The following is a 25,446-nucleotide window of genomic DNA, read 5'->3' as shown; positions in this document are numbered from 1 at the left end:
GAAGGGCTTACAATGCACAGGCAGATGTGCGAAAATGCCTGTATACAATAGAATTCACAAGTAAAAGGAGACTTTTTTCCATGGCACATACACTGCAAGAAATTGACGCGGTCATCGCCCAGGGCCCGTTTCACCCCACGTGGTCGGAACTCGCCACCAACACCGTTCCTGCCTGGTGGGCGCATGCCAAGTTCGGTATTTTCAGCCATTGGGGCGTCTTTACGGTGCCCGAATTCGGCAGCGAGTGGTATTCCAGAAATATGTATATTCAAGGATCTGCGCCGTTTAAGCATCACGTGGCGACATATGGTCCCCAGGATAAGTTTGGTTATAAGGATTTCATTCCCCTATTCACCGCCAAGGAATTCGATGCGGACAAGTGGCTGGATCTGATTCAAGCCTCGGGGGCGCAGTACTACATGCCAGTGGCCGAGCACCATGACGGCTTCCAGCTGTACAAGAGTACCTTGTCCCACTACAACAGTGTTGAAATGGGGCCGCATCGCGATGTGATTGGGGAGTTGCGCCAGGCGACACTGGCCCGCGGGCTGCATTTCACCCTATCCAATCACCGGGCCGAGCACTGGTTCTTTATGAGTCATGGCCGGGAATTCCCCAGCGATATCCATGGCGAGTTGAAACGCGGTGATTTCTACTGGCCAGCGATGCCGGAACCGAAAGACCACTTTGATACCCGCAGCCAGCCTTATCCTACCCAGGAATACTTGGAAGATTGGCTGCTGCGGAACTGTGAGCTGGTGGATAATTATCAACCCGAGCTGGTGTATTTCGATTGGTGGATCCAGCACGAAGCCTTCAAGCCGTATCTGTTGAAGTTTGCGGCCTATTATTACGACCGGGCGGCCCAGTGGGGCAAGCAGGTGTCCATCTGCTACAAGAACCAAGCCATGGCTTGGGGCAGCGGTATCAAAGAAATGGAGCGGGGCGGTTTCAATACAGCGCAGCCGTTCCATTGGCAGACCGATACGGCCATTGCGCGGAATTCGTGGTCGTACACGACGACTTTGGACTACAAGGAAGCACCGGAGATTCTGTGCACCCTGATCGATACCGTCAGCAACAACGGTAATTTACTGCTGAACTTTGGCCCGAAAGCCGACGGCAGCATCGCCGATAAAGACCGGCAGATTCTGACAGCGATTGGTGATTGGCTGAAAGCCAACGGCGCAGGCATCTACGGTTCTTATCCGTGGGAAAAGTCAGCAGAAGGACCGACCCAAGCGGCCAGTGGAGCGTTCTCGGATAGCAAAGCCCAGGTGTATACGCCTGAGGATTTCCGGTTCACGAGCAAGGATGGGGCCATTTATGCCTATCAATTGGCCCCGGGTGAAAGCGCGGAGGCCGTGGTGAAGACCTTTGCCGCGATGCCGGCGGGCCATGAGGATGAAGGGTACAACGGCATTATCAAACACGTTGAACAGTTGGGCGTTGGCGACGTGCCGTTTACCCGGGACGAGGCGGGGCTGCATATTGCCGGGCAAACGGTTGCGGATGGTGTGCCGCGCGGATTCAAGATTATTTCTGAATAGTAAAACAGCACTGCTGGCAGCCAACACTTTTGCTGTGGTTTTGATATACTAACGGTGACTGAAGAAAGACACAGATTCACCACAACGGTCCTATCACCCGTTGTGGACGATCATCCTCGCGGGTGGTCGTTTTTTGATTACATCACCCATGAATGCAAGCTTGCGCACATGTGCATACCTGCATTCATGGGTGCTTTTTATGCGGTAGGATACTTTCAGCATGCATTAATTGATGGAGGTATTCATACATGACAGAGAAAAACGATCCCGCTAGCGCTCGCCGGCGGATGCACAGCCCGAATAAGAAAACCAAGGCCCGCGCCTTGAAGATCCTGAAAGAGTATAAACGGGTCAAACGCCACGCCCGTTACGTCGCCATGGCCAACGGGAGCAGTGAAGAGAAATGAGAAAATGGCTCAGTCTCCTGGGTATCGCTCTAACTGCTGTCAGTCTCGCGGCCTGCGGTACGCACCAAGCAGCGAAGAGCGCCAACGTCAGCGTTGAATCCAGTCAGCCCACCAAATATCGCCGGGTCGTCGTGTCCACGGGCACGATTGCCCAATATTTATCGGCTCTCCACGTCCCCATGGTGGGGGTGCCGCAGGAAGATAACGTGCCAGCCAGTCTGAAAAAGCTGCCGACCATAGGCCAGCCGCGGCATGTTAATTTAGAGAAAGTAGTCAGTCTGCACCCGGATCTGTTCATTGGCGACGCCGCCATGGCGAATATGACCCAGCAAGCCCTGGCTAAACAGAAGATCAAGACAACTTACTTAGATAATATGAGTTACGACAAAGTGATGACCAACATTGAGCGGCTGGGCAAGATGTTTGGCCGCCAAGCCCGGGCCCAAGCCATCGTCAAGCGGATGAGGCAAAATGAAGGCAAAGCCGTGGCCGGAGCGGCGAAATTAAAAGGAAAGAAGGTGGTGATTCTTTTCGGTACCGGAGAAAACTTCATGGTCGCCACGAAGAACTCCTATCTGGGCAGTTTGCTGGGCAAACTCGGGGTCCACAATATCGCGGACGATCTTGTTCACGCCCCGACGCCTTACATGCCGATTAGTATGGAGTCCGTGGTGGCTAAAAATCCAGATTATATCCTAACGCTGGCCCACGGCAATAAGCAGGCAGCGACCGCGGCGTTCAAGCAAGAAATGGCCAAGCCCATCTGGCAGACCACCGCGGCTCGGCAGCAAAACCACGTCTATGCGTTGGCTGATCAGACTTTTCCGGTGACCGGCAACATCCACGCCGACACCACGTTGACGAATTTAAAGGATTTGTTGCTGTATGGTCCGCAACAGTAAACAACGATCTTTGCTGGCCTTGGTGCTGGGCCTCCTGCTTCTGGTCAGCGTCCTCCTCAGCGTTGGCTCGGGCAGTGTCCATATCCGGCTGCCAGAGATTGCGGCGATCCTGCGCGGGGCCGCCACCCCGAACGCCGCCGTTTTCACTCAGATTCGCCTCCCCCGGGTGAGCTTATCGCTCCTGGCGGGTATCAACCTCGCTTTAGCCGGGCTGCTCCTCCAGACCGTGCTGAAGAACCCGCTGGCTGATCCGGGAATCATGGGGATCAATGCCGGTGCCGCATTTGGCGCCACTTTGATCATGCTGCTGTGGCCCGCCGCTACGGCGGCAGTACCGTTGGTCGCCTTCCTGGGAGGAATGGCGGCCTTCTTGCTGATTGTGGGCTTTTCTTGGCGGCGGAATTTGTCGCCGGTGGTCCTGATTCTCGCCGGGGTGGCAGTGAACACAGTGATCAGCGGTGGCCAGTCCGTGCTGACGACGCTGTTCAGCGATCGGCTGCAGGGGGTGGTCGCTTGGCTAAACGGCGACTTGAGCGGAAAAACATGGGGGCAATGCGGTCTGCTGCTGGTCTATGGGGTGCCGGCTTATCTGACCGTCTTGCTGCTCAGCCGTCAGCTGAATGTATTGAGTCTGAATGATAACGCCGTCGCCAGTCTGGGGTTGCCGGTACGGCGGTATCGGTTAATGTTATCAAGCGTGGCGGTGTATCTGGCCGCTATCACGGTGGCCCAAGTCGGTCTGATTGGCTTCGTCGGGTTGATCGTGCCGCACATCGCCCGCTTGCTGGTGGGCGGCAATCATCGCTGCCTGTTGCCGTTTACTGTCCTGATAGGGGCCGTGGTTGTTTCCTTTGGCGACACTCTCGCCCGAACCATTGTCGCGCCGGTGGAACTGCCCGTCGGTACGATTATGGCGATTTTTGGCGGCCCTTTCTTCTTATTTCTTTTAATCCGGCGAAAAGGGGGTACAGTTTGATGATGACTGGTAAAGAACTCACCTATCGCTATCCCGGTGCGGTTCAACCAGCGCTTCAACAAGCCACGGTGACACTGCCGCCGGGCCAAATCACCGCGTTGATTGGCCCGAATGGATCGGGCAAAAGTACTCTGCTGCGCTGCCTGACTGGCACACTGACGCCGCAACAGGGCACTGTTTGGTTGCAAAACCGGCCTTTACAGCATCTGCCAGCCAGACAGCGAGCTCAGCGGATTGCCGTGGTCCAGCAGGCTAACCAGGACCAGCCGCTGCTGACGGTGGAAGAAATCGTCCGGCTTGGCCGGACACCTTTTCATCGGCTCTGGTCGTCCTGGACGACGGCCGACCAGCACGCTGTTGAGCAGGCTTTGGCCAATACCGGCTTAACCGATTTGGCTGACCAGTCGTATACCGCCTTGTCTGGCGGTCAGCAGCAGCGCGTTTGGCTGGCCATGGCATTGGCTCAAAAACCGGCTGTGCTGTTTCTGGATGAACCGACAACATATCTGGATATCCATTATCAGCTCGGTTTGCTGCAGACATTGCGCCAATTGAGCCGGACTCAAGGGCTGACGGTCGGTTTGATCCTCCATGATTTGAATCAGGTGCTGCAGTTTGCTGATCGGACCTACTGTGTCCAAGCGGGGCGGATCGTTGCCGGCGGGAAAACAGTGACGGTTTTGACCCCGGCCTTGATCCGTGATGTTTTCCAGGTTGAGGCCAAACTCATCAGCGGTACTTTGGCACTTCATTAGTAAAGAGGCGTCCCCATCAATCACGGGGACGCCTCTTTTGGCCGCTTGGCCTAAATGATTTCCAGATGCAATTGTTCCTCAGATACCCACGCCAGTTTCGCTTCCAACTTGAACAAAGTCAGCGAAATGACCGCTGGTACGGCCACACCCATGAGCAGATAGACCCAGAACATGCCCATGTTGGTGGAAGCCAAGGCAATTGGAGCAATCAAGGAGTTCAACCCCAAGCCGGCTAATTTATACGTGGCTTGGAAGTTAAAGACCATCGTCGCGATTGGGGCCGCCACCACTGCGGCCACCATCGGCGGAATCGCCAAGCGCGGATTCGCCAGCAAGTTGGCGAACTGCACTTTCGGCGTGATGATGCCCTGGGCAATGTTCGCGCCCAGATTGTTTCTGCGGAAAGACATGATCGTAAAGCCGACGAATTGTGCGGTGGTACCAATCAATGCTGCTCCGGAAGAGATCGGGTCGAGCATGATGGCTACCGCCAGTGCCGCCGATGATGCCGGGGTCATTAAGAAAATGGACCAGGCCAGAGAGACCAGCATTGATCCGACTAATGGATTGACTTGCATCGAGTTCGCAATGACTTTCGATAACCAGACGAGGGCCGGGGTAGTGACTGCGGCCAAACCCAAGCCGACCACGGTGCCGATGAATGTGGCCGCCAAGGGTACCAGCATCATGTCCAACGGCGTCTTGCCGGTTAGGTAGTTACCAATTAAGACGGCCACTAAGCCCGCGGCAACGGCCGAAATCGGCTGACCGGTGGTCAACACGATGCCGCCAGCGGCCTGGGGCAAGGCGTGTCCCGTCGCGGTGATGCCATTCGTGGCAGATTGAGTGAAAAAGGCCGCGTTCGCCCCAATTGTCGAACTGATCATGGCACTGAAAGTAACGAGCGTATTAGCTTTTAATGTGACGGCGATCGCCACACCAAAGGCTGGTCCGAGCAGGACCTGGGCAATCGCCCCAATTTGGTACAACGCGGTCCAGTGAGTAAAATTGGCGATGGACTGCAACAACAGGCCAATCCCCAAACACACCAAAATGGCATTCGCCACCCCGGCTGATACCCGGTATACGTAATCCATGGTCTTCGGTTTCGCTGCTGCTGATTCCTCCATCCAATCGCCTCCTAATAAGTATTGATGAGAATTGTACTCGGGAATCTAGAAAACTGCAATACTATTTTTGAAAAATATTTGAAAAGTCCAATGAAAAGGAACTTTTCTGCCATCAACCGATAAAAAAAGCCTGAACCCTGGGGCTCAGACTGAAAATTGATTATGTTAATGAACAGGCTTCTTGAATTCCGGCCGCAAGGCATGCCATAAACTCTCCGCTGCCTGCCGCCACTGCTGGCGGGTTGCCGGCGGTACAGCTTGGACGGCATGATGGATGATCCGCAGGTGCCGGACTGTGAACAAATCATGGGTGGTCCTGGCGTGGGTGGCATCCACCACGGTATACAGAGACGCCAGCACTGCACCCCGTTCTTCCCGAGGGATGCTTTGCAGCCATTGGGTGATGGCTTCCTGGGTGTACTGCGACAGAAAATCCGTCTTGGGGCGGCGGACAAAATGCCGGCCGCGTACCTGCCAGGTGAACGGATCATGCTGCCATAGGGTGAACCCGTCACTGTCGACCACACTGAAATCCTGGTGCGGTTCCAGCAGCATGCCAAAGATTGAGGCCTGGGGCACCAGTTTGGTGATCCGCGGTGCCAGCAGTACATACCGCTCTTCCATCTCTGGATCAGGGAGGAAACCCGGTCCGTCAAAATTGAAGATGCGGACGATGTCTTCCCGGGCCGCCGGCGTACTATGCAGGGCGGCGTAAACCGCTAAGTTGCCGCCTTTGGAGTGACCGCCGAGATAATATTGGCCGGGGAAAGCCGCTTGGATATCGTGCAAATAGCGCACGGCGGCCCGTTGCGAGGGCACGACCGGCAGGTAAGACATGTTTAAGTCTTCCTTCCAGCCGGCAATCGTCGAATTTGTCCCGCGAAAGGCAATATAGTACTGCTGCGGCGCAAGTTCCAGCGTCATTGCCGCAAACTGCTGGGCGGCCGCGGCATCGAACTGTTCCCGGCACTGGTGCCACTGAACATCGCGGAAGCGGGGACTGGCAGTGAGCAGCCGCAGCAGCGCTAAGTAATGCGCCGGGACGTAAGTGTGCGCCGTCATTTGCTGCTGTATCGCCGGATCAAGTGCCAAGTCGCCCAGCCGGTGATACGGGGTGGCATACAGCCGGCTGAAATCCATGTACGACAGCACCGCACAAATCAAACCGTCCACTTCGTTGAATGGCTGCTGCGCAAATGACTGCCCGCCATATTGCGCTGCATAATGGGCAAGATAATGACTGGCCACGACTGACATCTCCTTTAATTTTCGATTTTGGCACGGTTGCGGAGAGAAAACAAGCCGCTTAAGACTGACACGGCGGTCGGTCTCAAGCGGCTTGGCGGAACGGAGTTAATAGTTCACTGGTTCATCGCGCGGGACTGGTGCGTTGCCGTAAATAGCCTTCGCCGTCCAGTCCTTGGCTGGATCAGCCCAGAACGGATCGCTGACGGGCAAGCCCAGCGGCAGGAACACCGTATTGCACAGATACACACTGCCGTGATTGATGTAGCCCTCGCCCATGGTTGGCTGATTGCCGTAAAAACCGATATTCAGCCAGCCGTTGGCATCGAACATGTCCGTGGCGGTGGCGGTCCGCTGGATCACAGCGGTCAGCGCTGCCCGCACTTGGCTGGGCGCGACGTTTTCCGGCAGGTTATGCTGCCAGACCGCCTGGGCCAAGGCGTGGAATGCACCAAAGCGATAGGTGATGGATCGGCCCAGTACCGGGAACGTGCCCTCTGGAGAAATCACTCGTTCCAGCGAGGCCGCATAGCGCGCGGCACGCTGGTAGACAACGTCCCGAATAGACCGGGTGTACGCGTCTGAATAATACGTTACCGCGTCCACCAGCAGCGGGTGAATGACGTAACTGTTGTAGTAGTCCACGTGGACATCTTGCCCATCACCGTAGATCCCGTCGCCGCGGTACCACTGCATCATCTTTTGCAGCAGAGTATCGATCTTTTGCTGGGAATAGGCTGGATCGTCCAGCTTCCAGCGCATGATTTCCACCAGCACGCTGAAGAGCACCCAGTTGGATTCATACGGCTTGATCTGGGCGGTCAGTTGCAGGGCGTACAGAAAATCATCTTGGACATCCTCCGGCATATCGTCGATCATCCGGTCCCCGCCGCGCAGAATGCCGTCCGCGAGGAACGCCATATCCACCAGCGGTTGATGGTCGCCGACGATGGGCATGTAATCCCGGGATTCAGGGCGCATGCCGTTGGCTAGGCCGCGGTAATACAGATCGAGAAATTCCGCTTGCACGGCCTTTTCGTTTTCTGGAATATCCGTTGCGCCCAGCCAAGGGCCTAAGCCGCAAATGGTGCGGCCAAATGCCTCCAGCAGGGCCGACGGTTTCAACGGTGGCGTCTCCGTCGGCAAATCGCTGTGCAGTGTCTCGTTCGCCAGACTATGCAGCACCGGCGATGCGATGCGCTGCATCGTGTCAAGCCAATATGTTCGTTCATCAGTCATTCGAATCACCAGCCTACCAGATAAACAGAGCCTGCCCAGTGACCCGCAACAGAGCCTCCAGGTAGAAATAGTCGCCGTAAATTATCGGAAATTCGTGGGTCGCATCATGATAGGCGGCCGTACCTTTCTCTAACAGAAAGTCCGTGCTGGTCTCAAAATGCGCCCGCTGCTCGGTCAATGCTTGGAGGAGACGCAACGCTGCCGCCCGATAGACGGCCGCATTGGCATCTTCGACGTGTTGGGCCAATTCCAGCAGCCCACAGGCCGAAATTGCGCCAGCGGACGTGTCTTCCCAGTGATCGGGCTGAGCAAAGTCCACCGGCAGCAGGCCATCCGCCGGGATCCGGGAGATGACGTAGTTCGCCACTTGCTGACTGCTGGCTAAGAACGCCGGATCGCCAGTGTGCCGGTAACTCAAGGCAAAACCGTACAGCGCCCATGCTTGGCCCCGGGTCCAGCTGGAGCCTTCGCCCAAGCCTTGACCGCCGGGAGCGTCGATATACGCGCCGGTCTCTGGATCCAGATCCACCATGTGGTTAACGCTGCCGTCGGCCCGGAGCAAATACCGTGCCGCTGTTTGCGCATGCTTCTCCGCCACAAACTTGAAGCGGGGATCGTGGGTCTCCCGACTGGCCCAATACAGCAAGGGCAGATTCATCATGCAGTCAATGATGAACCGGCCGGCCATGCGGCCGTCACCTTTGTCGTTCCAGGCCCGGATGAAGTTGCCAAGGGGATTGAAGCGGCCGGCCAAATTCTCGGCGGCCAGCAGACCCCGGTTGCGGGAGGCCTTGTTACCGGTCAGCGTATAGTCCGCCACCGCAGTCGGCAGCCATTTGAAGCCATTGTCGTGGTCCAAACGGTCTGCCTGCATCAAGTTGGCGTCCAGCTGCTGTTCCAGAGTTTCGGCGTTATCCCGGTAAACTTGGGTGCCGGTGACGTGGTAAAGCTGCCACATTAAGCCGCCCCAGAAGCCGTTAGTCCACCACGTGGGGTCCTTCGTACTCAAATCGATAAAACGGCCCTGGTCGTCAGTGGTGTAGGGCATGGCCCCGGCATTACGGGCGGCCACGGTGGGCATTTTGGCGATGATTTCAGCAATCGCGGTCGTGACCCAGACGGGTGCGCTTGTCTCTTCTGTCATGAGAAAAATCTCCTACTTGAGTTCTTGCATGGGAATGGCATCCATGTCGTCATAAGTCTGATTCTCGCCGCACATCGCCCAGATGAACGAATAGCTGCTCGTGCCGATCCCGCAGTGGATGGACCAGCTGGGATTGACCACGGCCTGTTCTGGACTCAGGACGATATGCTTCGTTTCAGTCGGGGTACCCAGAATATGGAAGACCCGGGCATCAGGATCAGAGAAGTCGAAGTACATGTACGTCTCCATCCGGCGGGCATGAGTGTGGGCTGGCATCGTGTTTCAGCCCGAACCGTCTTCCAGCACCGTATAGCCCATCTGCAGTTGGCAGGTATCCATTTGGCTGGCGTCGATGTACTTGTAAATCGTCCGCTTGTTCATGTGGGCCTGATCGCCCATCGGCTTGGACAAGGCATTGGCAAACGGCAGCTTCTTGTTCGGATACGTCTTGTGGGCCGGGGTCGACACGACGTAGAACTTAGCCGGTTTCGCCGCGTCCTTCGAGGTGAAGACCACGTGCTTGGTGCCCATGCCGACGTAGTAGCCGTCCTGCTTGACCATGTCTTCGATTTGGCCGTCGATGGTGATCGTCCCTTCGCCGCCGATATTGATCACACCCAGTTCCCGCCGCTGCAGGAAGAAGTCGACACCCAAGCCCTTGTCCAGCTTGATCTCCAACGGTTCATCCGTCGGCGTCACGCCGCCAAAGATCATGCGGTCGTTGTAAGTGTAAGTGAGCAAAATGTTGCCGGGTTCGAATAACTTCGGCATCAAGAACTGCTCGCGCAGCTTATCGGTGTCGTAGTGGCGAATGTCCTCTGGACTGTGGGCATACTGGGTAACCATGTTGAAACTCATGAATAATCCGCCCCTTTAGATTTCTTAATAGGAAACTCTATTTCTTATACGTACAATCCGACTATAGCATGACCAGCCAGAAAAGCAACCGGATTCATGCATTTCGGCCAAAGAATTGCAGGGCAGTCAACGCCGGAAATGGGGACGCAGGGTCCGCCCGATGCAGATCATGGAACGTGACGGCGGTGGCGGTGTGTTCGGCAAAATCGAAGTATTGCGGTTCCCCGGTCTTGCGCAGGGTCAGAACCTCGTTTTGGCCATCAGAAAAAGTGAGGACGGCGGTGTCCCACCAGCTGTCGTGGGGAAAGTCAGCCCGCAAGACGACCCCGACCCGATCAAGAATGACTGGCCGACCCAGTTCCACGGTCAAAGCAGCGTGGGGATCCTGGTTGATACCCCAGGACAGGTAGGGGTATTCGCCGTGGAGATTGCTGGCCCAGACGCCGTCAATGGCGTTTCGAGCAAAGAAAGTCGCGTCGTTGCGGGTTTCCACGTTAGCGTGGGCATGGGGGAAGACACCGGTGGCTTGCGGCTGGTCGTGGGGATTCAAAGCCCAATCCCGGTAAGTGTCGGTCTCCTCCGGCCAGGCACGCCGGGCACTAAGGTAATGGCGCTGGGTCTTAAACGCTGCCTCGGGCCGGGCGTCCTGGGCATTTTGACTGAGATCGATCGGGTAATCCCAAGTCGGGGTGGTCAAATAAACCAGGGTGGGCGCCAAGGTTTCGTCAAACTGCACCACGTAGTATCCGGGCACGCGATCCACTTGCAGGCGAATGATGTCGCCATCTGCATAGGTAAGGGCCTGGGTGGCTAAAAAGACACTGTCGCTGCCGGTGTTGTGCAGGTCCTTGGGCGCGTCATCGTAGTCGTTTTTACCCTGGCGGATTGCACCTTGGGCGTTCAGAATCGTCAATTGCAGCATACTCAACTAGATTCCTTTCTTCTTATATACTATTGCAACGTAATCGTGATAGGAGCCAGGCCGTTGGTCTGACAGGTGACCGTGGTGTGGGCGGGGTCAGTACTGCGGACAAAAATGACCAAGTGTCCCGCCAGTGTCCGGCGATAATCGGCGCTGTAGTCGGTCGTGTCCGCGAGATTGCCGTTCTCCAGCCCCAGCAGTGTGCCGCCGGCCACGACAGCATGGATAATTTGTTCCGCTTCAGTGGGATGGCCGGCTTGGTCGAGCAGCGTGACTTCAATTTGGTACACATCATCGTCAGCAATTTGCGGGGCCTGGGGATCAGACCATACCGCAGCGTGCAGCTGAGCAGGAGCACCTACGGGGACCAGCGTATCGGTGACTTGCGCGCCTTGATACGTCCCGCGGACCAGCAGCGGCTCATTCTTGTAGGCGATGGTGGTTTCGTAATAGCCGTGTTTGGCATCGTAAACCGGCGCCGACAGCGGGGTGGTGCCCAGGGTCAGCTGCAAGTGCTGGCAGTTCGTGTAGAAGCGGACGGTAATGGCTGAACCAGGTACATAGTCCCACCGCCGGTAAAGCGGTTCCCATGGATAGTGTAACGTACCTTGGGGGACGGTGACCATCTTTAATACGGGTGTTTTTGCCCACCAGCTTTGGCGTAAATAATAAGGTGTCTTAGAAAAGCCGGCCAGCGTGAGCAGTCCCGCGCCAGACCCGTGGATCGGCCAGCCCTGGGCCTCGCCAAGATAGTCGATACCGGTCCACAGAAACTGGCCGGCGACATACTCATGGTCAGTCACCGCTCGCCAGGCGGCGTAGTCGTGACCGTTTTCGCTGCCGATGAAGGGCTTCGCCGGGAAGCGTTCGTGATCCTGGGCGTAGAGGTGTTCCTTGTAGTTGTAGCCGACGACATCCAGTGCATTGAGCAGACCAGTGCGGGCGGACAGTTCCGGGAAGGCGGCGGCTAAGGTTACCGGCCGGGTGTCGTCGTTGGCTTTAACGATCTTCACCAATTCAGCTGCAATCACGCTTAACCGCCGGGTATCCGGCCGATCCGGATTATATTCCCGTTCGGCGGCTGGTTTATTCGCATCATTGTTGCCGGTCATTTCTTTAAACAAGGGATTGGCATACGGATCGTTGGGATAATCGACTTCATTACCGATGCTCCAGGCAATCACAGAGGGGTGATTACGGTCCCGCTGGACCATATTCGCCAGATCAGCCGCGTGCCAGTGGGGGAAGTCGTGGGCATAGCCGCCAAACTTCGGCGGATACACGTTGTGCCCCTGCCACCACTTGTTCTTCGGGTTCTCCCATTCGTCAAAGGCTTCGTCGAAGACTAAGAAGCCCAACTGGTCGCACAAATCATATAGTGCTGGCGTATGCGGGTTATGACTCATCCGGATCGCGTTGGTCCCCATTTTCTTCAGCGCCAGCAGCCGGCGTGTCCAAACGGGGGCCGGTACCGCCGTGCCCAGCACGCCGGCGTCTTCATGGAGGCACACGCCTTTGATTTTCAGCGGCTGGCCGTTCAAGTGAAAGCCAGTATTCGGGTCAAACGCGGCATTGCGGATCCCGACAATTTGGGTGTACGTACTTTGCACATCACTGCTGTCACTGGTCAGCGTGGTCGTCAACCGATATAAATGGGGATGATCCACCGACCACAGGGCCGGTTGGGGCAGCACGGTACTGCTGGTGACGACTTTTTCTTCATTACTTTTGATCGTTTCTGTATGGGTCAATGACACTGTCTGGTCCGCATCAAGGCGAGTCAGTGTATCCTTGACGGTCACGAGGTGCGTATTTACTAAACGATTGCGGACCTGATGACGAATTTGCACCGTCGCTTGGTCTGCTGAGACTGTCGGGGTGGTGAAAGTTGTCCCGTAATCGGGGATCATCAGCGCTTGGTGAACTTCCAGATAGACGAGCCGATTCAACCCGGTGCCATTGAACCAGCGGGAATCAGCCAGTTCCTGCCGCGCCAGCCGGACGGCGATGACCAGATCACCATCCGGGGCATCCGCCAAGAGATCCGTAATATCGAAGCTGAACTCCGCATACCCAGAAGGCCGGCCGCCCAAGTGATAGCCATTGACCCAGACGTCACTATTGCGGTAAGCCCCAGCAAATTTCAGGATCACCGTATCATGGTCTGAGCGGGATAACGCCGTCAGGGAGAAATGTCCCCGATACCAGCCCACGCCGCCGTTTAAGTAGCCGGTGCCGCTGGCGTTATGCCGATCAAAGGGTTCATGAACGCTCCAATCGTGGGGCACAATGACCCGTTCCCAGTCAGTATCATCGAAGTCTTTTTGCCAGGTCGATTGGGCGTCAGTATGGCTGAAGCGCCACGTCCGTAATTGTATTTGTTCCATGGTTTCCTCCTATTGATTACGCTTTTCAGAACAACTATCTAGAATGTACGAGATTTAACGGAAGTTGTCCAGATAACTCCAGAAAATGTTTTAGTAAATTGACCGGAGAAATTTTGCCGAAAGGGTTTACTTTACGAAAATTATAGATTATAGTACCAAATGTAAGCGGGAACAATAAGATGTTGTTAAGCAATTATCGTGCCAAAGCTTAAAATTGATGATAAGCAATTATCGTGCCAACAGTTGTTAATAGACGGAACCATCTGGAAAATGTTTTTAAGCCAGCTGTATTTGTTTTGCCCAAAAATAATATAGTGTCAACTTGTCCGGCTAAAATTCTGGCTAATTAATGTGTTGAACAATGGTTTTGATCTGGCAGTGTTGGTTGAGAGGAGGAGAGAACGAATCATCGTAGGACCGCACTAAGAATCGTTAGTTGTCCGAATCAACTAATATATTAATTTTTATTGCGGCTGTTTCTAAGCATTACTGCAATACATGACAAGCGCGGGAAATTACGAACGCGCTCACTGAGGAGGAAAGTCACCATGCAGAATGTTGCAACCGAGACTGCGAAGCCTCGCATCAAAAAAGAGAAAAAGAAGAAGCGCGGCTTCATTGCCGACTTCAAACGAAACAAAGCCCTGTACTTGATGATGATTCCCGGCATTATTTTCTTCATCATCTTCTGTTACGTGCCAATGGTTGGCCTGATCATGGCCTTCGAGAACTTTAATATCATGGATGGGGTCTTTGGCAGCCAGTTCAATGGAATCGAGAACTTCAAGTTCCTGCTCAGTCCCAGTATGCTGCCGGACCTGTCCCGGGCCGTCTATAACACAGTGTTCCTGAACGTATTATGGATCGTTTCCGGAACGATTGCCGCTGTTGGTTTGGCGGTCGTCTTCAATGAAATTCGCCGCAGCCGATTGAGTAAACTCACCCAATCCTTATCGATCCTGCCGAACTTCTTGTCCTGGGTTATCATCGCGCTGTTCCTAGACGTGTTCCTGAATACGCGGACCGGGATCGTGACGAACCTGCTGGCTAATGTCGGCATGAAATTGAACTTCTACCAAGATCCGAAGGTATGGCCGCTGGTGCTGGTCGTCTTGAAGATTTGGCAAGGTGCCGGGTATGGTTCCATCATCTACCTGGCGACAATCACCGGGATCGATAGTCAGATCTATGAAGCGGCTGAGATTGATGGGGCTAGCCGTTGGACCCAGATCACCAAGATCACGCTGCCGATTCTGATGCCCACGGTGGTCCTGCTGACGCTGTTCTCCATTGGGAAGATCTTCAATGGGGACTTCGGCATGCTGTACGCCATTATCGGCGACAATTCAACGCTGTATCCCACCACCGATGTTATTGATACCTATGTGTATCGGATGATGCGGACGTTGAACGAATTCGGCCTGTCCACAGCAGTCGGCTTAGTCCAGTCCGTGGTTGGTCTGTTCATGGTCATGATCGCCAACTGGCTGGCTAAGAAATTTGCACCGCAATCCGCAATCTTTTAATCGGGAGGTGACTCATTATGAAACAAACAACCGCAGAAATTACCGCAGAATCGGAGGACCAATCAGGGCGCGGCGCCGTGCGAAAGAAGCACCCCCGGTTTCAGCGGATCCATTACCAAACTAAAGGCGATGTCGCCGTTGACGCCGTTGCCACGATCATTGGCGTCAGCTTCGCCCTCTTGTGTCTGATCCCGTTTCTATTCGTTATCGGCACATCGTTCTCGTCCGAAGCCAGTTTGACGGAATATGGCATTCACATTATTCCCCATAGCTTCTCCTTGGCGGCGTACCAAATGTTGTTTGAAGGCAAGCAGATCTTCATGTCCTATGGGGTGACGATCTTTATCACCGTTGTGGGCACCCTCTTGAGCCTGACCCTGAGTGCGATGATGGCCTATCCGCTATCCACCGGCCGTTTGAAGCTGGGGAACACCATCAACTTTCTGGTGTACTTCACGATGCTGTTCGGCGCCGGTTTGGTGCCGAGCTACCTGCTGATCAGCAAGTATCTGCACATGGATAACACCATCTGGGTCCTGATTATCCCCGGGGTCATCAGCCCCTGGAACATGTTCCTGCTGCGCAACTTCTTCTCATCCATTCCCCGGTCGCTGTCTGAATCGGCAGAAATGGATGGCGCGTCAGAAATGACCATTTTGTTCAAAATCATCCTGCCCGTCGCCAAACCGGCGCTGGCCACAATCGGTCTGTTCTACGCGTTGGGTTACTGGAATGCTTGGTTCGGTGCTTTGCTTTACATTTCGGATCCGAACCTGTATCCGTTACAGTTCCTGATCATGAAGATCATGAAGAACGTCGAGGCCATTCAAGAAGCGGCCCGGCAAGGGGTGGCCATTTCCACGGCCAATCTGCCGGATATCACCGCCAAGATGGCCACCGCCGTGGTCACCATCGGCCCGGTTGTCGTATTCTATCCATTTGTCCAGAAATACTTCACTTCTGGTTTGATGGTTGGTTCTGTCAAAGGTTAATTTGAGGAGGAAAATTCAATCATGAAGATGTGGAAAAAAGTCGGCTTAGTGTCCGCCTTAGCGCTGTCGATGTTCAGCTTAGCCGCCTGCGGGAAAGGCAGCAGTGCCGACAACGGGTCGACCACGGCCAAGGCCACCGGCCAATCAACGTTCAAAGAACCGGGTAAACTGGATATTTACTTCTTCAACGAAGGTAAGAACGTCAATAAAGTCGTTAAGAAGTTTGAATCCGAAACAAAGAGTACGTTAAATACGCAGATCAAGTTCCACTGGACCACTGACCACAAGCAGGAAATGCCGTTGAAGTTCGCGGCCAAGACGCCGGTCGATTTGACCTTTGATGCGTATTGGCAGAACTTGTCGAAGAACATCAGTGATGGCGTTTACGCGAACCTGGCGAAGTACTTCGATAACGACAAATATCCTGGCTTGAAGAAGGCATTCCCGAAGGAAGTCTTGGATCTGGTGCGCCAAAAGAACGGGGCCATCTACAACATTCCGCTGATTGCGACAAATGGTCAGGCCCAAGGGTTCATCATCGACGGCAAGCTGCGGAAGAAATACAACCTGCCGAAGGTCACTGATGACAAGACGTTCTATCAATATCTGGACACCATGTATAAGCACCAGAAACAAGAGAAATTGACGTCTGTCCTGTCCCTGTGGGGGATTGGTTATCAGGATTACCTGAACCAGACGCAAGAAAAGCTGCAAAACAACATTGTGACCATCACCGGCCCGGACTATGATGTGCAGCTCAGCCCGGACGGCAAGAAAGTTGAGGGCATCATCGGCATCGGCGATCCCGACAGTGATGCTAAGAACTTCAAGGCCCCTTATAATGGCAAGAACTTCAAGAACGAACGGTACGAAGAAATTGCCTCGAAATATGGCAAATTTGTCGATCCCGCAGCATTGAGCGGCGAATCCAGCGGTACCTCGAAGACCGCCGGCACCTTCACTTACTTGACCGAATGGCCGAGTAAGAGAGCGGACGCTGTGGCTAAAGGTGAAGATCCTGAACTCTACATTTGGCAAGATCAAGTGCGGAACCAAAAGGGCACGATGATCAGCGAAATGACCACGGCCAATAACTTCTTATGTATCCCCCGGTATTCCAAGAATATCGATCGGACCATGGCCTTCTTGAACTGGATTTACTCCAGCCCGAAGAACTGGGATCTGTGGAATTACGGGATCGAAGGGCAAGACTGGGAAGCTGTTGGCAAGAACGAATACAAGTCCCTCAGCCCGAAGGACAAGTACACGTTCCCGACTTACGAAATGACCGACAATACAACGTACACCAAGATCGACAGCACGCTCAGCCCGGACGTGAAGAAGATGTATGCCTATTCCTTGGACAACAAGAACTGGAAGGCCAACCCGTTGGCCGGGTTCAACTTCGACAGCACCTCTGATCCGGCCGTGAAGCAAGCCTTTGCATCCTATAACACCGCTTTAGGCGACGTGCGCGGCTACTTCCAGACTGGGCTGTACGGCAGCAAGACCAAAGAAAAGCTGGATGCCTTCTACAAGAAGTCCAAGAAGGACTCTGACGTGGTTAAGGCAGCCATGAAGAAACAGATCCAAGCATTCTTGGATGCACGGAATAAGTAATTACGATGCGTGCAGCCGCTGTACCTGAATACTGATTGAAAAAGGGGGTGCCAGCCTGGTCCATGGATTATCACGGATCAAGCCCGTGCGCCCTTTTTCTGGTGAACGTCAGCGGCTGCTGGCGTGGGAAGGAGTAACCCCTAATGAAAGTCTTTAATCTCAATAATCCCGTTTATCAGACGGTCGTCAAACTGGTGGATCTGTTTTACCTCAGCGTGCTGATGCTGCTGTTTGCGACCCCGGTATTGACTATGGGCGCGGCCTTTTCGGCCGGGTATTACACGTATCAAAAGCTGTTCAGCGACAATGAAGAAGGCGGCGTCACCCACACATTTTGGCTGAGCTTTAAAGACAACTTCCTGGGGTCGCTCCCGGTGACTATTGGCGCGCTGGTCTTGATGAGTGTACTTTACGTCAATATCCAGGCCGTGGATAAGGGCTTGCTGACGATCCATTTTATGAAGTACGTCTTCATGGGCTTGCTGATCCTGCTGGCGACCTATTGGCTGCTGTATCTGTGTTTGAATGCCCGGTTTGCCAGCACGATTCGGCAACGGTTGATTACCACGTTATCTATGAGTCTGATGTATCTGCCGCTGACGATTGTCTTGGCCATTTTGGTGGTCGTGGCTTACTTCGTGGTCACCATCGTGCCGATTACCATTGTCCTGCTGCCGGCGGGACTGGTCTTCGTGGCGAATATGTTCTGTGAGCCGGTCTTTCGGCGTTACATGTGAGGAGGGGCATCATGCGGGACAACATTCGCAAGAATTTTCAAAAGCGCGGCCCGCTGGCGAAAGTCGGCTATTTCTTCTATGTCTACGAAGGCCAGCTCATCGCGCTTTCGCTGACGCTGCTGCTGGTCCTGGGGATCACTTTCTCCATGGTCTTCAAAAAAGAACCGGCGCTGAGTGTACGGGTATTGAGCCATGGTCAGAATTACGAGAACATTGCTTTGAAATTATCTGGTGATTTCAAGCATGACGTCACTCTGTCAAAGCGGCAAATCGTTGATATTTCGAATCTGGATCTCAGTGACAACAAGAACCAGGACACTTTTGTCGCCCAGCTCACCGGGCACCAAGTGGATGTGATCCTGCTCACGCCCAAGATGGACAAAGAGATGACGCCGCTGTTCAAAAAGAATCGAATCTACAAGGTTTCTTGGCAGCCGCCTAAGGTGAACGGCGTTAAGCTGGTTGCCCGGGTGCCGGAAAAGGTAGCCCATGTCAAAGCGGTCAAACAGTTGACTGGTTATCATGCAGAAAAATAGTTTTTGGAAAGGATTGGATTGGGTTGAAGAAACGACAGATTGGTTGGCTGTTCGCGATCACGGCGCTTCTTGGCGTGCTCGCGGTGGGATTGCCGACTAAGCCGGTGCAAGCTGCGACAGATCCGGCGCTCCCGGCCATTACCCGGCGTGTATCCCTGAAGATTCGGAAGGAAAACGGCATCCGCCACCCGGCGATCAGTGTTGATCCCGGCAAGCTGGTGCAGACCCGGCGGATGCTGCTGCAAGGGCAAGCCCCCTGGCAGACGTATTACGCCGGCATGGTGCAGACGGATTATACAAGCCGGACATTCAAGGCGAGAAACTTGCAAGCGGGAACCTATGACACGCCAGCCAATAACACGTTCAAACGGAATTCCCAGGAAGTGCTGCTGAGTGCGGATGGTTTCCGGGCGTATACCCAGGCGGTGATGTATTACCTCACTGGAGACCCCCAGTACCGATACAATGCTTTGCGTCTCGTGCGGACTTGGGCGAACATGGATCCCACGGCATACCAGTATTATCCAGACGCGCATATCCATGTACCGGTACCGTTTTACTACATGGTCAGTGCCGCAGAATTACTGAAATATACGACGGTGAAAGATAAGACGTTTGTGGATAGCGACCAGCGGACGGTGGATATGCGCTGGACCCAGACAGATACCGACAAGCTCACCACGAATTTAATCAACCCGGTGATGAAGACCTTCTTGAATGCCAATAACCATTATTTCAATCAGCACCTGTACACGCTGACTGGGAACTTCGCCGGAGCAATCTTCAAAAATGATCAGGCTGCCTACCAGAAGTACGTCGAACAAGCGCTGGTCAATAAGAATACGGACAAGCCATACGGCAATGGCGCTTTGGCGCACCTGTTCTATGCGGTGGCGGCAGACGATCCGCGTAATGCGACGAAGCAGTCGTTTATCCAACATTTGGAAATGGGCCGGGATCAAAACCACGCTAAGGATGACATCCTGGACCTGATCGGCATCGCCCGCATCATCAATAATCAGCGCAGCAAGGTGGATGCAAAAACCGGTCAGGTGGTGAAAAAGCATGGTGTCGATCCATATCAGTTCCTGAATAAGCGGCTGTTGAGCGGCGTCGAACAATTCTATCAGTACAACCTGGGCAGCACCATTCCCTGGGTCCAGTTCGGTGCCCAGGGCAATGCCCAGTTTCCCGCCTGGCCCTCCGATGGGGTTAATAACCTATTGGATTATGGCGGACCGATCAGCAGCGATGGGCGCGGCCGGTTGAATAAGTTCTTCAGTTCCAGTGAACTGTTTGACTACTACCGCTATCAAGAGGGTATGTCGCTCAAACAGCTGCAAAAAACGGCACCCGCGGTAGTACAGCAAGCCACGCACCTGAACGATGCCATTTTTTATGAAGGTACGGGCACTCGCAATTTCTGGGGCAGTTACAGCGACAACAAGATGACTGAGATTGGTGCAGAGTATTGGTTGTCCATGCCGCGGCAGAAGGCCCAAAACGATCAAGCCCGGCCAGCGGCAGTCCAGGCCGCAACCAGCGACGTCGCCTTCAGCCAATTCGGCACGGTCCTCGATCAACGGCTGGCCGTCAAGAAACAAGACTATATCGCCGTGCGCGCGGCGGCTAACCAGAAACAGATCCAAGAAACGGCGTACGATCAAAGTTATCCCAAAGACAAAACCACTGTACGCGGCGGCCACCAGCTGGCTTTAGCCGGCTTGGTCAAGTCGGCAACTGGCCAATACGGATTGCGGATCCGATCAAACGGTACCGCCAAACTGCTGGTGAGTGCCAGCAATGAACCTGGCGCGGCGTATCAGACGATCGCGCTGCCCGATACCCACGGCCAATGGGTGAACCTGGCGTATTCCGATCCAGCGGTGCATTCGGCGTACACCGATTTCTATGCCGTGATTGGTGATTCGGCCGTCACGGTGGACTTCGCCGCGCTGACGTACTTCAACCAGCCCAGCGGAACCCAGAGCCAGGTGCCCACCATTGCCATCAGTGCCGCGCACAGCACCGTTTTGGTTGGCGAACAGACCACGTGGCCGGTGACGATCACCAATGCCGCCAAACAAGAACTGCTTTCCGGCCCAGCCGGCATGACGCTGGCGGCGGATGGCCGCAGCTTGCAATGGCAGCCGACCAAGGCAGGTACGTACGAAGCGGTGATTGCCGCTGACAACGACACCACGGTCGTGACCAAGATCCTCACGCTAACCGTTGCCCAGAATCGCCAAGCAGCCTACGATCAAGTGCACGCTACTGTGAGCAAACAGCCCTACACGCCCACCAGCGTGAGCAAGTTGACCCAAGCCAATGATGCGGTCGTGAAACTGCTCAGCACAGGCAGCACCGACGATTTCCTGGCCGCCCTGGCCGCTTACCGAACCACGATCCAAGCCGCTGAACTGATCAACCCGACACTGAGTGACGGCAGTCTCAATTATGCCGCCTACCCGGATATGGTGACCACGTATGTCGGTGATCAGCAGCGAACCATTAATCTCACCAGCCTGCTGGACAACAATCCCGGGTCAACTAATGGTGATTTCAAAGCACCCCAGATCTTCGATTTTGGCCCGGACTTCCGCGTGCGGCCGACCTCGTTCATGATCCAAGCCCGCACCGGTTTCCCGAACCGCAGTCAGGGGACCAATGTTTACGGTTCTTTGGACGGCAAAACCTGGACGAAGCTGACGGAACACATGACGGCTTGCGTGACCACACCGCAGACCCTCCCAATTGCTAAAGAGAAACAGACCGCTTACCGCTACTTGAAGTTCCAAGTTGACGAACCCGGTTTGCCGACGGATCCGGCTTATCCGGGGGTGATTGATTACGGGGAGATCCGTGTGTTTGGGGAGCGTGAGTTGACGACGAAATGAAGTAAAAGATGACGTATTTGTAGCAAACAGCTTAGGATCGCTGAAATAATGCGAGACTAGGCTGTTTTTATATCGACGCGGAAAAGTGGGGAGCACTGACAAAAGACTAGGACAAAAAAGTACCAATAAAGTTAAATTCAAAAGATGTACGGAATAAAAATCGAGAAAAAGCCGCCACGACGGCTTTTTCTGTTTAGTAAATGTTTTCCAGTAAAACTTTTCCAGACAAATTGGCAACATATTTGCGTGGAAGTGTTTACTTTCACAACAGTCTCGTATATTATATACGGTGTAAGCGCAAACAGAGAGTGCGATCTTGAGAATGTGGGTGCCGTCAATTGTCCGGATAACTGATGGAAGCAAAGGAAAATCCTTGAGATTAGTTCGACGGGTTGCGTGCAATCATCAAAATTTTAGTAAAATTCGAGGAGGAATTTTGTGATGAAGGGCTGGAAAAAGATTGGCCTGACCTTGATGGCCACAGCTACTGCATTAACACTAACGGCATGTGGCGGTGGTTCGTCCAATACTAGTGGGGAATCTAATGGCAAGGTAACCATTCAGTTCATGCACTGGGGTGGTACTGACACATACAAGGGCGACTATCAAAAGCGGATTGCAGCCTTTGAAAAGGCTAACCCAAAAATCAAGGTTAAGACCATCACAGTTGGCGACAACTACGATACCAAGCTGCAAACCATGATTGCCGGAAACAAAGCACCAGATGTTGCCCAGGTAGCCGAAAACGGGACTGGCTTTGCTTCTAAGAATGCATTTATTGATTTGGATCCTTACATTAAGAAAGACAATCTCGATATGGTTAAGACGTATGGTAATGCGTCTGCGTTGTACAAGTGGAAAGGCAAGTTTTTCGGTATGCCCGACCGGGGCGGTTCCGGTATTCTTGTTTACAACAAGAAGATTTTTGATAAGGCCGGCTTAGCCTATCCGAACGACAAGTGGACCATGGAAGACTTTTACAAAGCAGCCAAGAAGCTGACCATTGACGGTACTGGCAAAGAAAAGAAGCAATACGGTACGCAGGTCGCTGACTACGTCCTTGGCTGGGGCGGCGCAATGATGAGCAATGGCGGCTCCGTCATCAATGCTTCCACAAAGAAAGCAACGATCAATTCACCCGAGAACGTGAAGACTTTTGAAGAGTACAACAAGAACTTCAAGGAATCCAGCATTCCTTACCAAGTTTCTGAAGATAAAGTTAACCGGTTCCAAGGTGGTAAGGTAGCCATGATTCTTGATGGTATGTGGCAAATTCAACCCAGCATGAAGCTGAAGGGTATGGAGTTTGACATTGCTCCGATGCCCGGCAAGTACACTTGGTCCACTGGTTCTGCCTTGACGATTTCTCGGCAGTCCGACAAGGCTCACCAAGATGCGGCTTGGAAGTTTATTAAGTACATGGGTAGTTACAAGGCCCAACAGATTCTGGGCAAGAACTTGATGGACTGCCCGGCTAACTTGCAGGTGCTGGATTCTAAGGAATTCCAGAATCAAAAGATCATGGGCAAGACGGTCAATATGGAGGCCATTGCTGAAAACCAGCGGAAGGTCAAAATTGATGGCATGCTTAAAGGACCGTGGTACGCTGAAGCAATGACGGAAACGTCCAATCAGTTAAAGGAAATGCTTCTTGGTCACCAAACTCCGGCAGCAACGCTTAAGTCTTTACAATCTAAATTACAGACAATTGTGAATAAGTACTAAGCGTCTGTCTAGCGTGAAGTAAATGGGGAGAGATTGTCGGCAGCTGAGACAATCTCTTCGCATATCTAGTAGAAGGAGTGACTACTCATGGAAGCAACCGAAAGAAAGACAATGGATGAGCGCAACACATCCATGGCCAAGAAGCGGGAGCGGATGAACCGCAACTGGTTTTTCTTCTTCATATCACCTTGGCTGATCGGTTTTCTATGCCTGACTGCAGGCCCGATGATTTTCTCGTTCTTTATGAGTTTTACTAACTGGGATTTGATGACCCAGATGAAATTCATTGGTATCCAGAACTATGTCAATTTATTCAAAGATCCGATTTTCTTAACTTCAATGAAGAACACGTTCTTGTACGCTGCCATCAGTGTACCGTTGAATCTGCTGCTTTCCTTAGGCATGGCGTACTTGTTGAGTTTTCACTTGAAGGGCATGCGGTTCTTCCGTACTCTTTATTACCTGCCTGCGATTGTGCCGGCGGTAGCTAGTACCATCCTATTCACCAATATTTTAGCCACCAACGGTTTGCTGAACAAAGCATTGAGCTTCATTGGTATTCAAGGGCCGTCCTGGTTGCTGAATAAGAATATCGTTCTGCTGAGCTTCGTGTTCTTGGCGGTATGGGGCGTTGGGGCGACCATGGTTTTGCTGCTCTCCTCCATCAATAGTATCGATGACGCCATGTACGAGTCAGCGACACTGGACGGAGCAACACGGATGCAGATGTTCGTGCATATTACATTGCCCCAGATTTCGCCGGTCATCTTCTTCAACTTGATCACCGGGATTATCGGGTCCTTGCAAACTTTCACCCAGGTTTACTTGATGACTAAAGGTGGACCGGATAACGCCAGTCAAATGATCGTGCCTTATCTGTATACCAACGCCTTTTCATATTACCGGATGGGATACGCGTCAGCGATGGCTTGGGTATTGTTCTTCGTCATCTTGATCCTGTCGGTTATCGTACTGAAGTCATCCAGCGCGTGGGTATTCTATGAACAGGAGGTTAAATAAACATGCTCGATCGAAAAATGAAGTGGTATCACAAGCTGTTTATTTACGTTGTTCTGTGTGCGATTGGCTTCGTCCTGTTTGCCCCGTTCATGTATATGATTTCAATCTCTCTGGCCGGCAAACAGACCAACGCTGTTCAAAACTTCAGTTTCTTCCCTAAAGAATTTTATTGGCAGAACTACCGGACACTGTTTGGCAACATGTTCGGCGGTGAATATCCGATTGGGACTTGGTTCCTGAACACGTTGTTCGTCGTGGTGTTGAGTATTATCGGTCAGATGTGGTCCAGTTCTTTCGTGGCCTACGGTTTCGCTAAAATGCAGTACAAGCATAAGAATGGCTTCTTCCTGTTACTGCTGACAACCATGATGCTACCTGGTCAAATCACTTTGATTCCTGTATTCATCATCTTCCGTAACTTGGGCCTGTACAATACATTGTGGCCGCTGATTATTCCGCAGTTCTTCGGCTCGGCGTACAACATCTTCTTCACGCGGCAATTCATGACCGCTATTCCTGGCGAACTATACGAAGCTGCTGAATTGGATGGGCTGAATTACTTCGGCATTTACCGCAAAATCGTGCTTCCCCTGGTTATGCCGGCATTAGCGGCGATCGCAATTTTCACGTTCAACTGGGCGTGGGGCGATCTGATGGGTCCGTTGATTTATGTGTCAGATTCAAGCAAGTTTACGCTCGCCTTAGGGGCAGCCAACTTGTCCGCAGCGACCAACCCCAGTGGTACGATCAATACCTCGCTGGTTATGGCCCTGTCCTTCTGCTTGTCCATCCCACAGATCGTCATCTACTTCTGGGGTCAGAAGTACCTGTTCAATCTCAACTTGGGCTTGGGTAACAGCGGGAGCAAATAATCTTGT

The 25,446-nt window shown here is 53.4% G+C and carries 20 protein-coding genes and 1 pseudogene; 14 read left to right on the top strand and 7 right to left on the bottom strand.

Translation table 11 applies throughout. The annotated features are described in order from the left end of the window. The first annotated feature begins 80 nt into the window (after nt 1–80). From FMM01_RS09375 to FMM01_RS09360, 5 genes are all read left to right on the top strand, one after another. Nucleotides 81–1,550: an alpha-L-fucosidase gene (locus FMM01_RS09375; RefSeq protein ID WP_150392333.1), complete on the top strand. Its 1,470-nt coding sequence runs from the start codon at nt 81–83 to the stop codon at nt 1,548–1,550. A gap of 248 nt (nt 1,551–1,798) precedes the next feature. Further along, nucleotides 1,799–1,957: a putative metal homeostasis protein gene (locus tag FMM01_RS16265; RefSeq protein ID WP_162143216.1), complete on the top strand. Its 159-nt coding sequence runs from the start codon at nt 1,799–1,801 to the stop codon at nt 1,955–1,957. Then, nucleotides 1,954–2,859 (top strand): ABC transporter substrate-binding protein, encoded by a 906-nt coding sequence (locus FMM01_RS09370; RefSeq protein ID WP_027827656.1) that lies wholly within the window; start codon nt 1,954–1,956, stop codon nt 2,857–2,859. The genes FMM01_RS16265 and FMM01_RS09370 overlap by 4 nt, the downstream gene beginning before the upstream one ends. Further along, nucleotides 2,843–3,835 (top strand): FecCD family ABC transporter permease, encoded by a 993-nt coding sequence (locus FMM01_RS09365; RefSeq protein WP_150392332.1) that lies wholly within the window; start codon nt 2,843–2,845, stop codon nt 3,833–3,835. Before FMM01_RS09370 ends, FMM01_RS09365 begins: the two co-directional genes overlap by 17 nt. Further along, on the top strand, nt 3,835–4,590 hold the full coding sequence (locus FMM01_RS09360) for an ABC transporter ATP-binding protein (protein ID WP_051225113.1): 756 nt from the start codon (nt 3,835–3,837) through the stop codon (nt 4,588–4,590). The genes FMM01_RS09365 and FMM01_RS09360 overlap by 1 nt, the downstream gene beginning before the upstream one ends. Before the next feature lie 50 nt (nt 4,591–4,640). Here the strand turns inward: FMM01_RS09360 and FMM01_RS09355 are convergent, their stop codons facing one another. The 7 genes and pseudogenes from FMM01_RS09355 to FMM01_RS09325 form a co-directional block, all read right to left on the bottom strand. Further along, nucleotides 4,641–5,720 (bottom strand): PTS sugar transporter subunit IIC, encoded by a 1,080-nt coding sequence (locus FMM01_RS09355; RefSeq protein ID WP_150392331.1) that lies wholly within the window; start codon nt 5,718–5,720, stop codon nt 4,641–4,643. A 165-nt stretch (nt 5,721–5,885) separates the two neighbouring features. Then, nucleotides 5,886–6,968, bottom strand: coding sequence for an Mbeg1-like protein (locus FMM01_RS09350; protein ID WP_190973321.1), 1,083 nt, complete (start codon nt 6,966–6,968; stop codon nt 5,886–5,888). A 105-nt stretch (nt 6,969–7,073) separates the two neighbouring features. Continuing rightward, nucleotides 7,074–8,204, bottom strand: a complete 1,131-nt coding sequence (locus FMM01_RS09345) for a DUF2264 domain-containing protein (protein WP_150392329.1) — start codon at nt 8,202–8,204, stop codon at nt 7,074–7,076. A gap of 13 nt (nt 8,205–8,217) precedes the next feature. Further along, nucleotides 8,218–9,348 (bottom strand): glycoside hydrolase family 88 protein, encoded by a 1,131-nt coding sequence (locus FMM01_RS09340; protein WP_150392328.1) that lies wholly within the window; start codon nt 9,346–9,348, stop codon nt 8,218–8,220. A 12-nt stretch (nt 9,349–9,360) separates the two neighbouring features. Continuing rightward, nucleotides 9,361–10,206: pseudogene (gene kduI, locus FMM01_RS09335) on the bottom strand (5-dehydro-4-deoxy-D-glucuronate isomerase). A gap of 94 nt (nt 10,207–10,300) precedes the next feature. Continuing rightward, nucleotides 10,301–11,128, bottom strand: coding sequence for a hypothetical protein (locus FMM01_RS09330; protein ID WP_302803949.1), 828 nt, complete (start codon nt 11,126–11,128; stop codon nt 10,301–10,303). A gap of 29 nt (nt 11,129–11,157) precedes the next feature. Further along, complete coding sequence (locus FMM01_RS09325; RefSeq protein WP_150392326.1) at nt 11,158–13,515, bottom strand: glycoside hydrolase family 2 TIM barrel-domain containing protein; 2,358 nt, start codon at nt 13,513–13,515, stop codon at nt 11,158–11,160. 548 nt (nt 13,516–14,063) lie between these two features. Here FMM01_RS09325 and FMM01_RS09320 point away from each other — a divergent pair. The 9 genes from FMM01_RS09320 to FMM01_RS09280 all read left to right on the top strand — a co-directional run bounded on the left by FMM01_RS09320 (nt 14,064) and on the right by FMM01_RS09280 (nt 25,440). After that, nucleotides 14,064–15,041 carry an ABC transporter permease gene (locus FMM01_RS09320; protein WP_150392325.1) on the top strand — a complete coding sequence of 326 codons (978 nt, stop codon included), beginning with the start codon at nt 14,064–14,066 and terminating at the stop codon, nt 15,039–15,041. Nucleotides 15,042–15,058: 17 nt separating this feature from the next. Further along, complete coding sequence (locus FMM01_RS09315) at nt 15,059–16,033, top strand: carbohydrate ABC transporter permease (RefSeq protein ID WP_150392324.1); 975 nt, start codon at nt 15,059–15,061, stop codon at nt 16,031–16,033. A gap of 21 nt (nt 16,034–16,054) precedes the next feature. Further along, the gene (locus tag FMM01_RS09310) at nt 16,055–17,653 is read left to right on the top strand and encodes a DUF3502 domain-containing protein (RefSeq protein ID WP_150392323.1); all 1,599 of its coding nucleotides are present in this window, start codon (nt 16,055–16,057) and stop codon (nt 17,651–17,653) included. Between the two features lie 143 nt (nt 17,654–17,796). Continuing rightward, entirely contained in the window at nt 17,797–18,390 is a 594-nt protein-coding gene (locus tag FMM01_RS09305; RefSeq protein WP_150392322.1) for a DUF624 domain-containing protein, read from the top strand. A gap of 11 nt (nt 18,391–18,401) precedes the next feature. Continuing rightward, nucleotides 18,402–18,926 carry a hypothetical protein gene (locus tag FMM01_RS09300; protein WP_150392321.1) on the top strand — a complete coding sequence of 175 codons (525 nt, stop codon included), beginning with the start codon at nt 18,402–18,404 and terminating at the stop codon, nt 18,924–18,926. Nucleotides 18,927–18,949: 23 nt separating this feature from the next. Beyond that, nucleotides 18,950–21,823, top strand: coding sequence for an alginate lyase family protein (locus FMM01_RS09295; RefSeq protein ID WP_150392320.1), 2,874 nt, complete (start codon nt 18,950–18,952; stop codon nt 21,821–21,823). 441 nt (nt 21,824–22,264) lie between these two features. Beyond that, entirely contained in the window at nt 22,265–23,548 is a 1,284-nt protein-coding gene (locus FMM01_RS09290) for an ABC transporter substrate-binding protein (RefSeq protein WP_150392319.1), read from the top strand. An 87-nt stretch (nt 23,549–23,635) separates the two neighbouring features. Next, on the top strand, nt 23,636–24,568 hold the full coding sequence (locus tag FMM01_RS09285; protein ID WP_223849915.1) for a carbohydrate ABC transporter permease: 933 nt from the start codon (nt 23,636–23,638) through the stop codon (nt 24,566–24,568). Nucleotides 24,569–24,570: 2 nt separating this feature from the next. After that, nucleotides 24,571–25,440, top strand: a complete 870-nt coding sequence (locus tag FMM01_RS09280) for a carbohydrate ABC transporter permease (protein WP_051225114.1) — start codon at nt 24,571–24,573, stop codon at nt 25,438–25,440. Nucleotides 25,441–25,446: the final 6 nt, after the last annotated feature.

The organism is Schleiferilactobacillus harbinensis, assembly GCF_008694105.1.
GTDB classification, from domain to species: domain Bacteria; phylum Bacillota; class Bacilli; order Lactobacillales; family Lactobacillaceae; genus Schleiferilactobacillus; species Schleiferilactobacillus harbinensis.
Note: the sequence above shows the minus strand (reverse complement) of the source record. Positions and strands in the feature narration are given on the sequence as shown.

Coding starts and splice junctions, on each gene's coding strand:
- FMM01_RS09280 (WP_051225114.1), top strand. CDS start 24,571: ATGCTCGATCGAAAAATGAAGTGGTATCACAAGCTGTTTATTTACGTT.
- FMM01_RS09345 (WP_150392329.1), bottom strand. CDS start 8,204: ATGACTGATGAACGAACATATTGGCTTGACACGATGCAGCGCATCGCA.
- FMM01_RS09365 (WP_150392332.1), top strand. CDS start 2,843: ATGGTCCGCAACAGTAAACAACGATCTTTGCTGGCCTTGGTGCTGGGC.
- FMM01_RS09340 (WP_150392328.1), bottom strand. CDS start 9,348: ATGACAGAAGAGACAAGCGCACCCGTCTGGGTCACGACCGCGATTGCT.
- FMM01_RS09375 (WP_150392333.1), top strand. CDS start 81: ATGGCACATACACTGCAAGAAATTGACGCGGTCATCGCCCAGGGCCCG.
- FMM01_RS09300 (WP_150392321.1), top strand. CDS start 18,402: ATGCGGGACAACATTCGCAAGAATTTTCAAAAGCGCGGCCCGCTGGCG.
- FMM01_RS09320 (WP_150392325.1), top strand. CDS start 14,064: ATGCAGAATGTTGCAACCGAGACTGCGAAGCCTCGCATCAAAAAAGAG.
- FMM01_RS09330 (WP_302803949.1), bottom strand. CDS start 11,128: ATGCTGCAATTGACGATTCTGAACGCCCAAGGTGCAATCCGCCAGGGT.
- FMM01_RS09310 (WP_150392323.1), top strand. CDS start 16,055: ATGAAGATGTGGAAAAAAGTCGGCTTAGTGTCCGCCTTAGCGCTGTCG.
- FMM01_RS16265 (WP_162143216.1), top strand. CDS start 1,799: ATGACAGAGAAAAACGATCCCGCTAGCGCTCGCCGGCGGATGCACAGC.
- FMM01_RS09355 (WP_150392331.1), bottom strand. CDS start 5,720: ATGGAGGAATCAGCAGCAGCGAAACCGAAGACCATGGATTACGTATAC.
- FMM01_RS09290 (WP_150392319.1), top strand. CDS start 22,265: ATGAAGGGCTGGAAAAAGATTGGCCTGACCTTGATGGCCACAGCTACT.
- FMM01_RS09370 (WP_027827656.1), top strand. CDS start 1,954: ATGAGAAAATGGCTCAGTCTCCTGGGTATCGCTCTAACTGCTGTCAGT.
- FMM01_RS09325 (WP_150392326.1), bottom strand. CDS start 13,515: ATGGAACAAATACAATTACGGACGTGGCGCTTCAGCCATACTGACGCC.
- FMM01_RS09315 (WP_150392324.1), top strand. CDS start 15,059: ATGAAACAAACAACCGCAGAAATTACCGCAGAATCGGAGGACCAATCA.
- FMM01_RS09360 (WP_051225113.1), top strand. CDS start 3,835: ATGATGACTGGTAAAGAACTCACCTATCGCTATCCCGGTGCGGTTCAA.
- FMM01_RS09285 (WP_223849915.1), top strand. CDS start 23,636: ATGGAAGCAACCGAAAGAAAGACAATGGATGAGCGCAACACATCCATG.
- FMM01_RS09305 (WP_150392322.1), top strand. CDS start 17,797: ATGAAAGTCTTTAATCTCAATAATCCCGTTTATCAGACGGTCGTCAAA.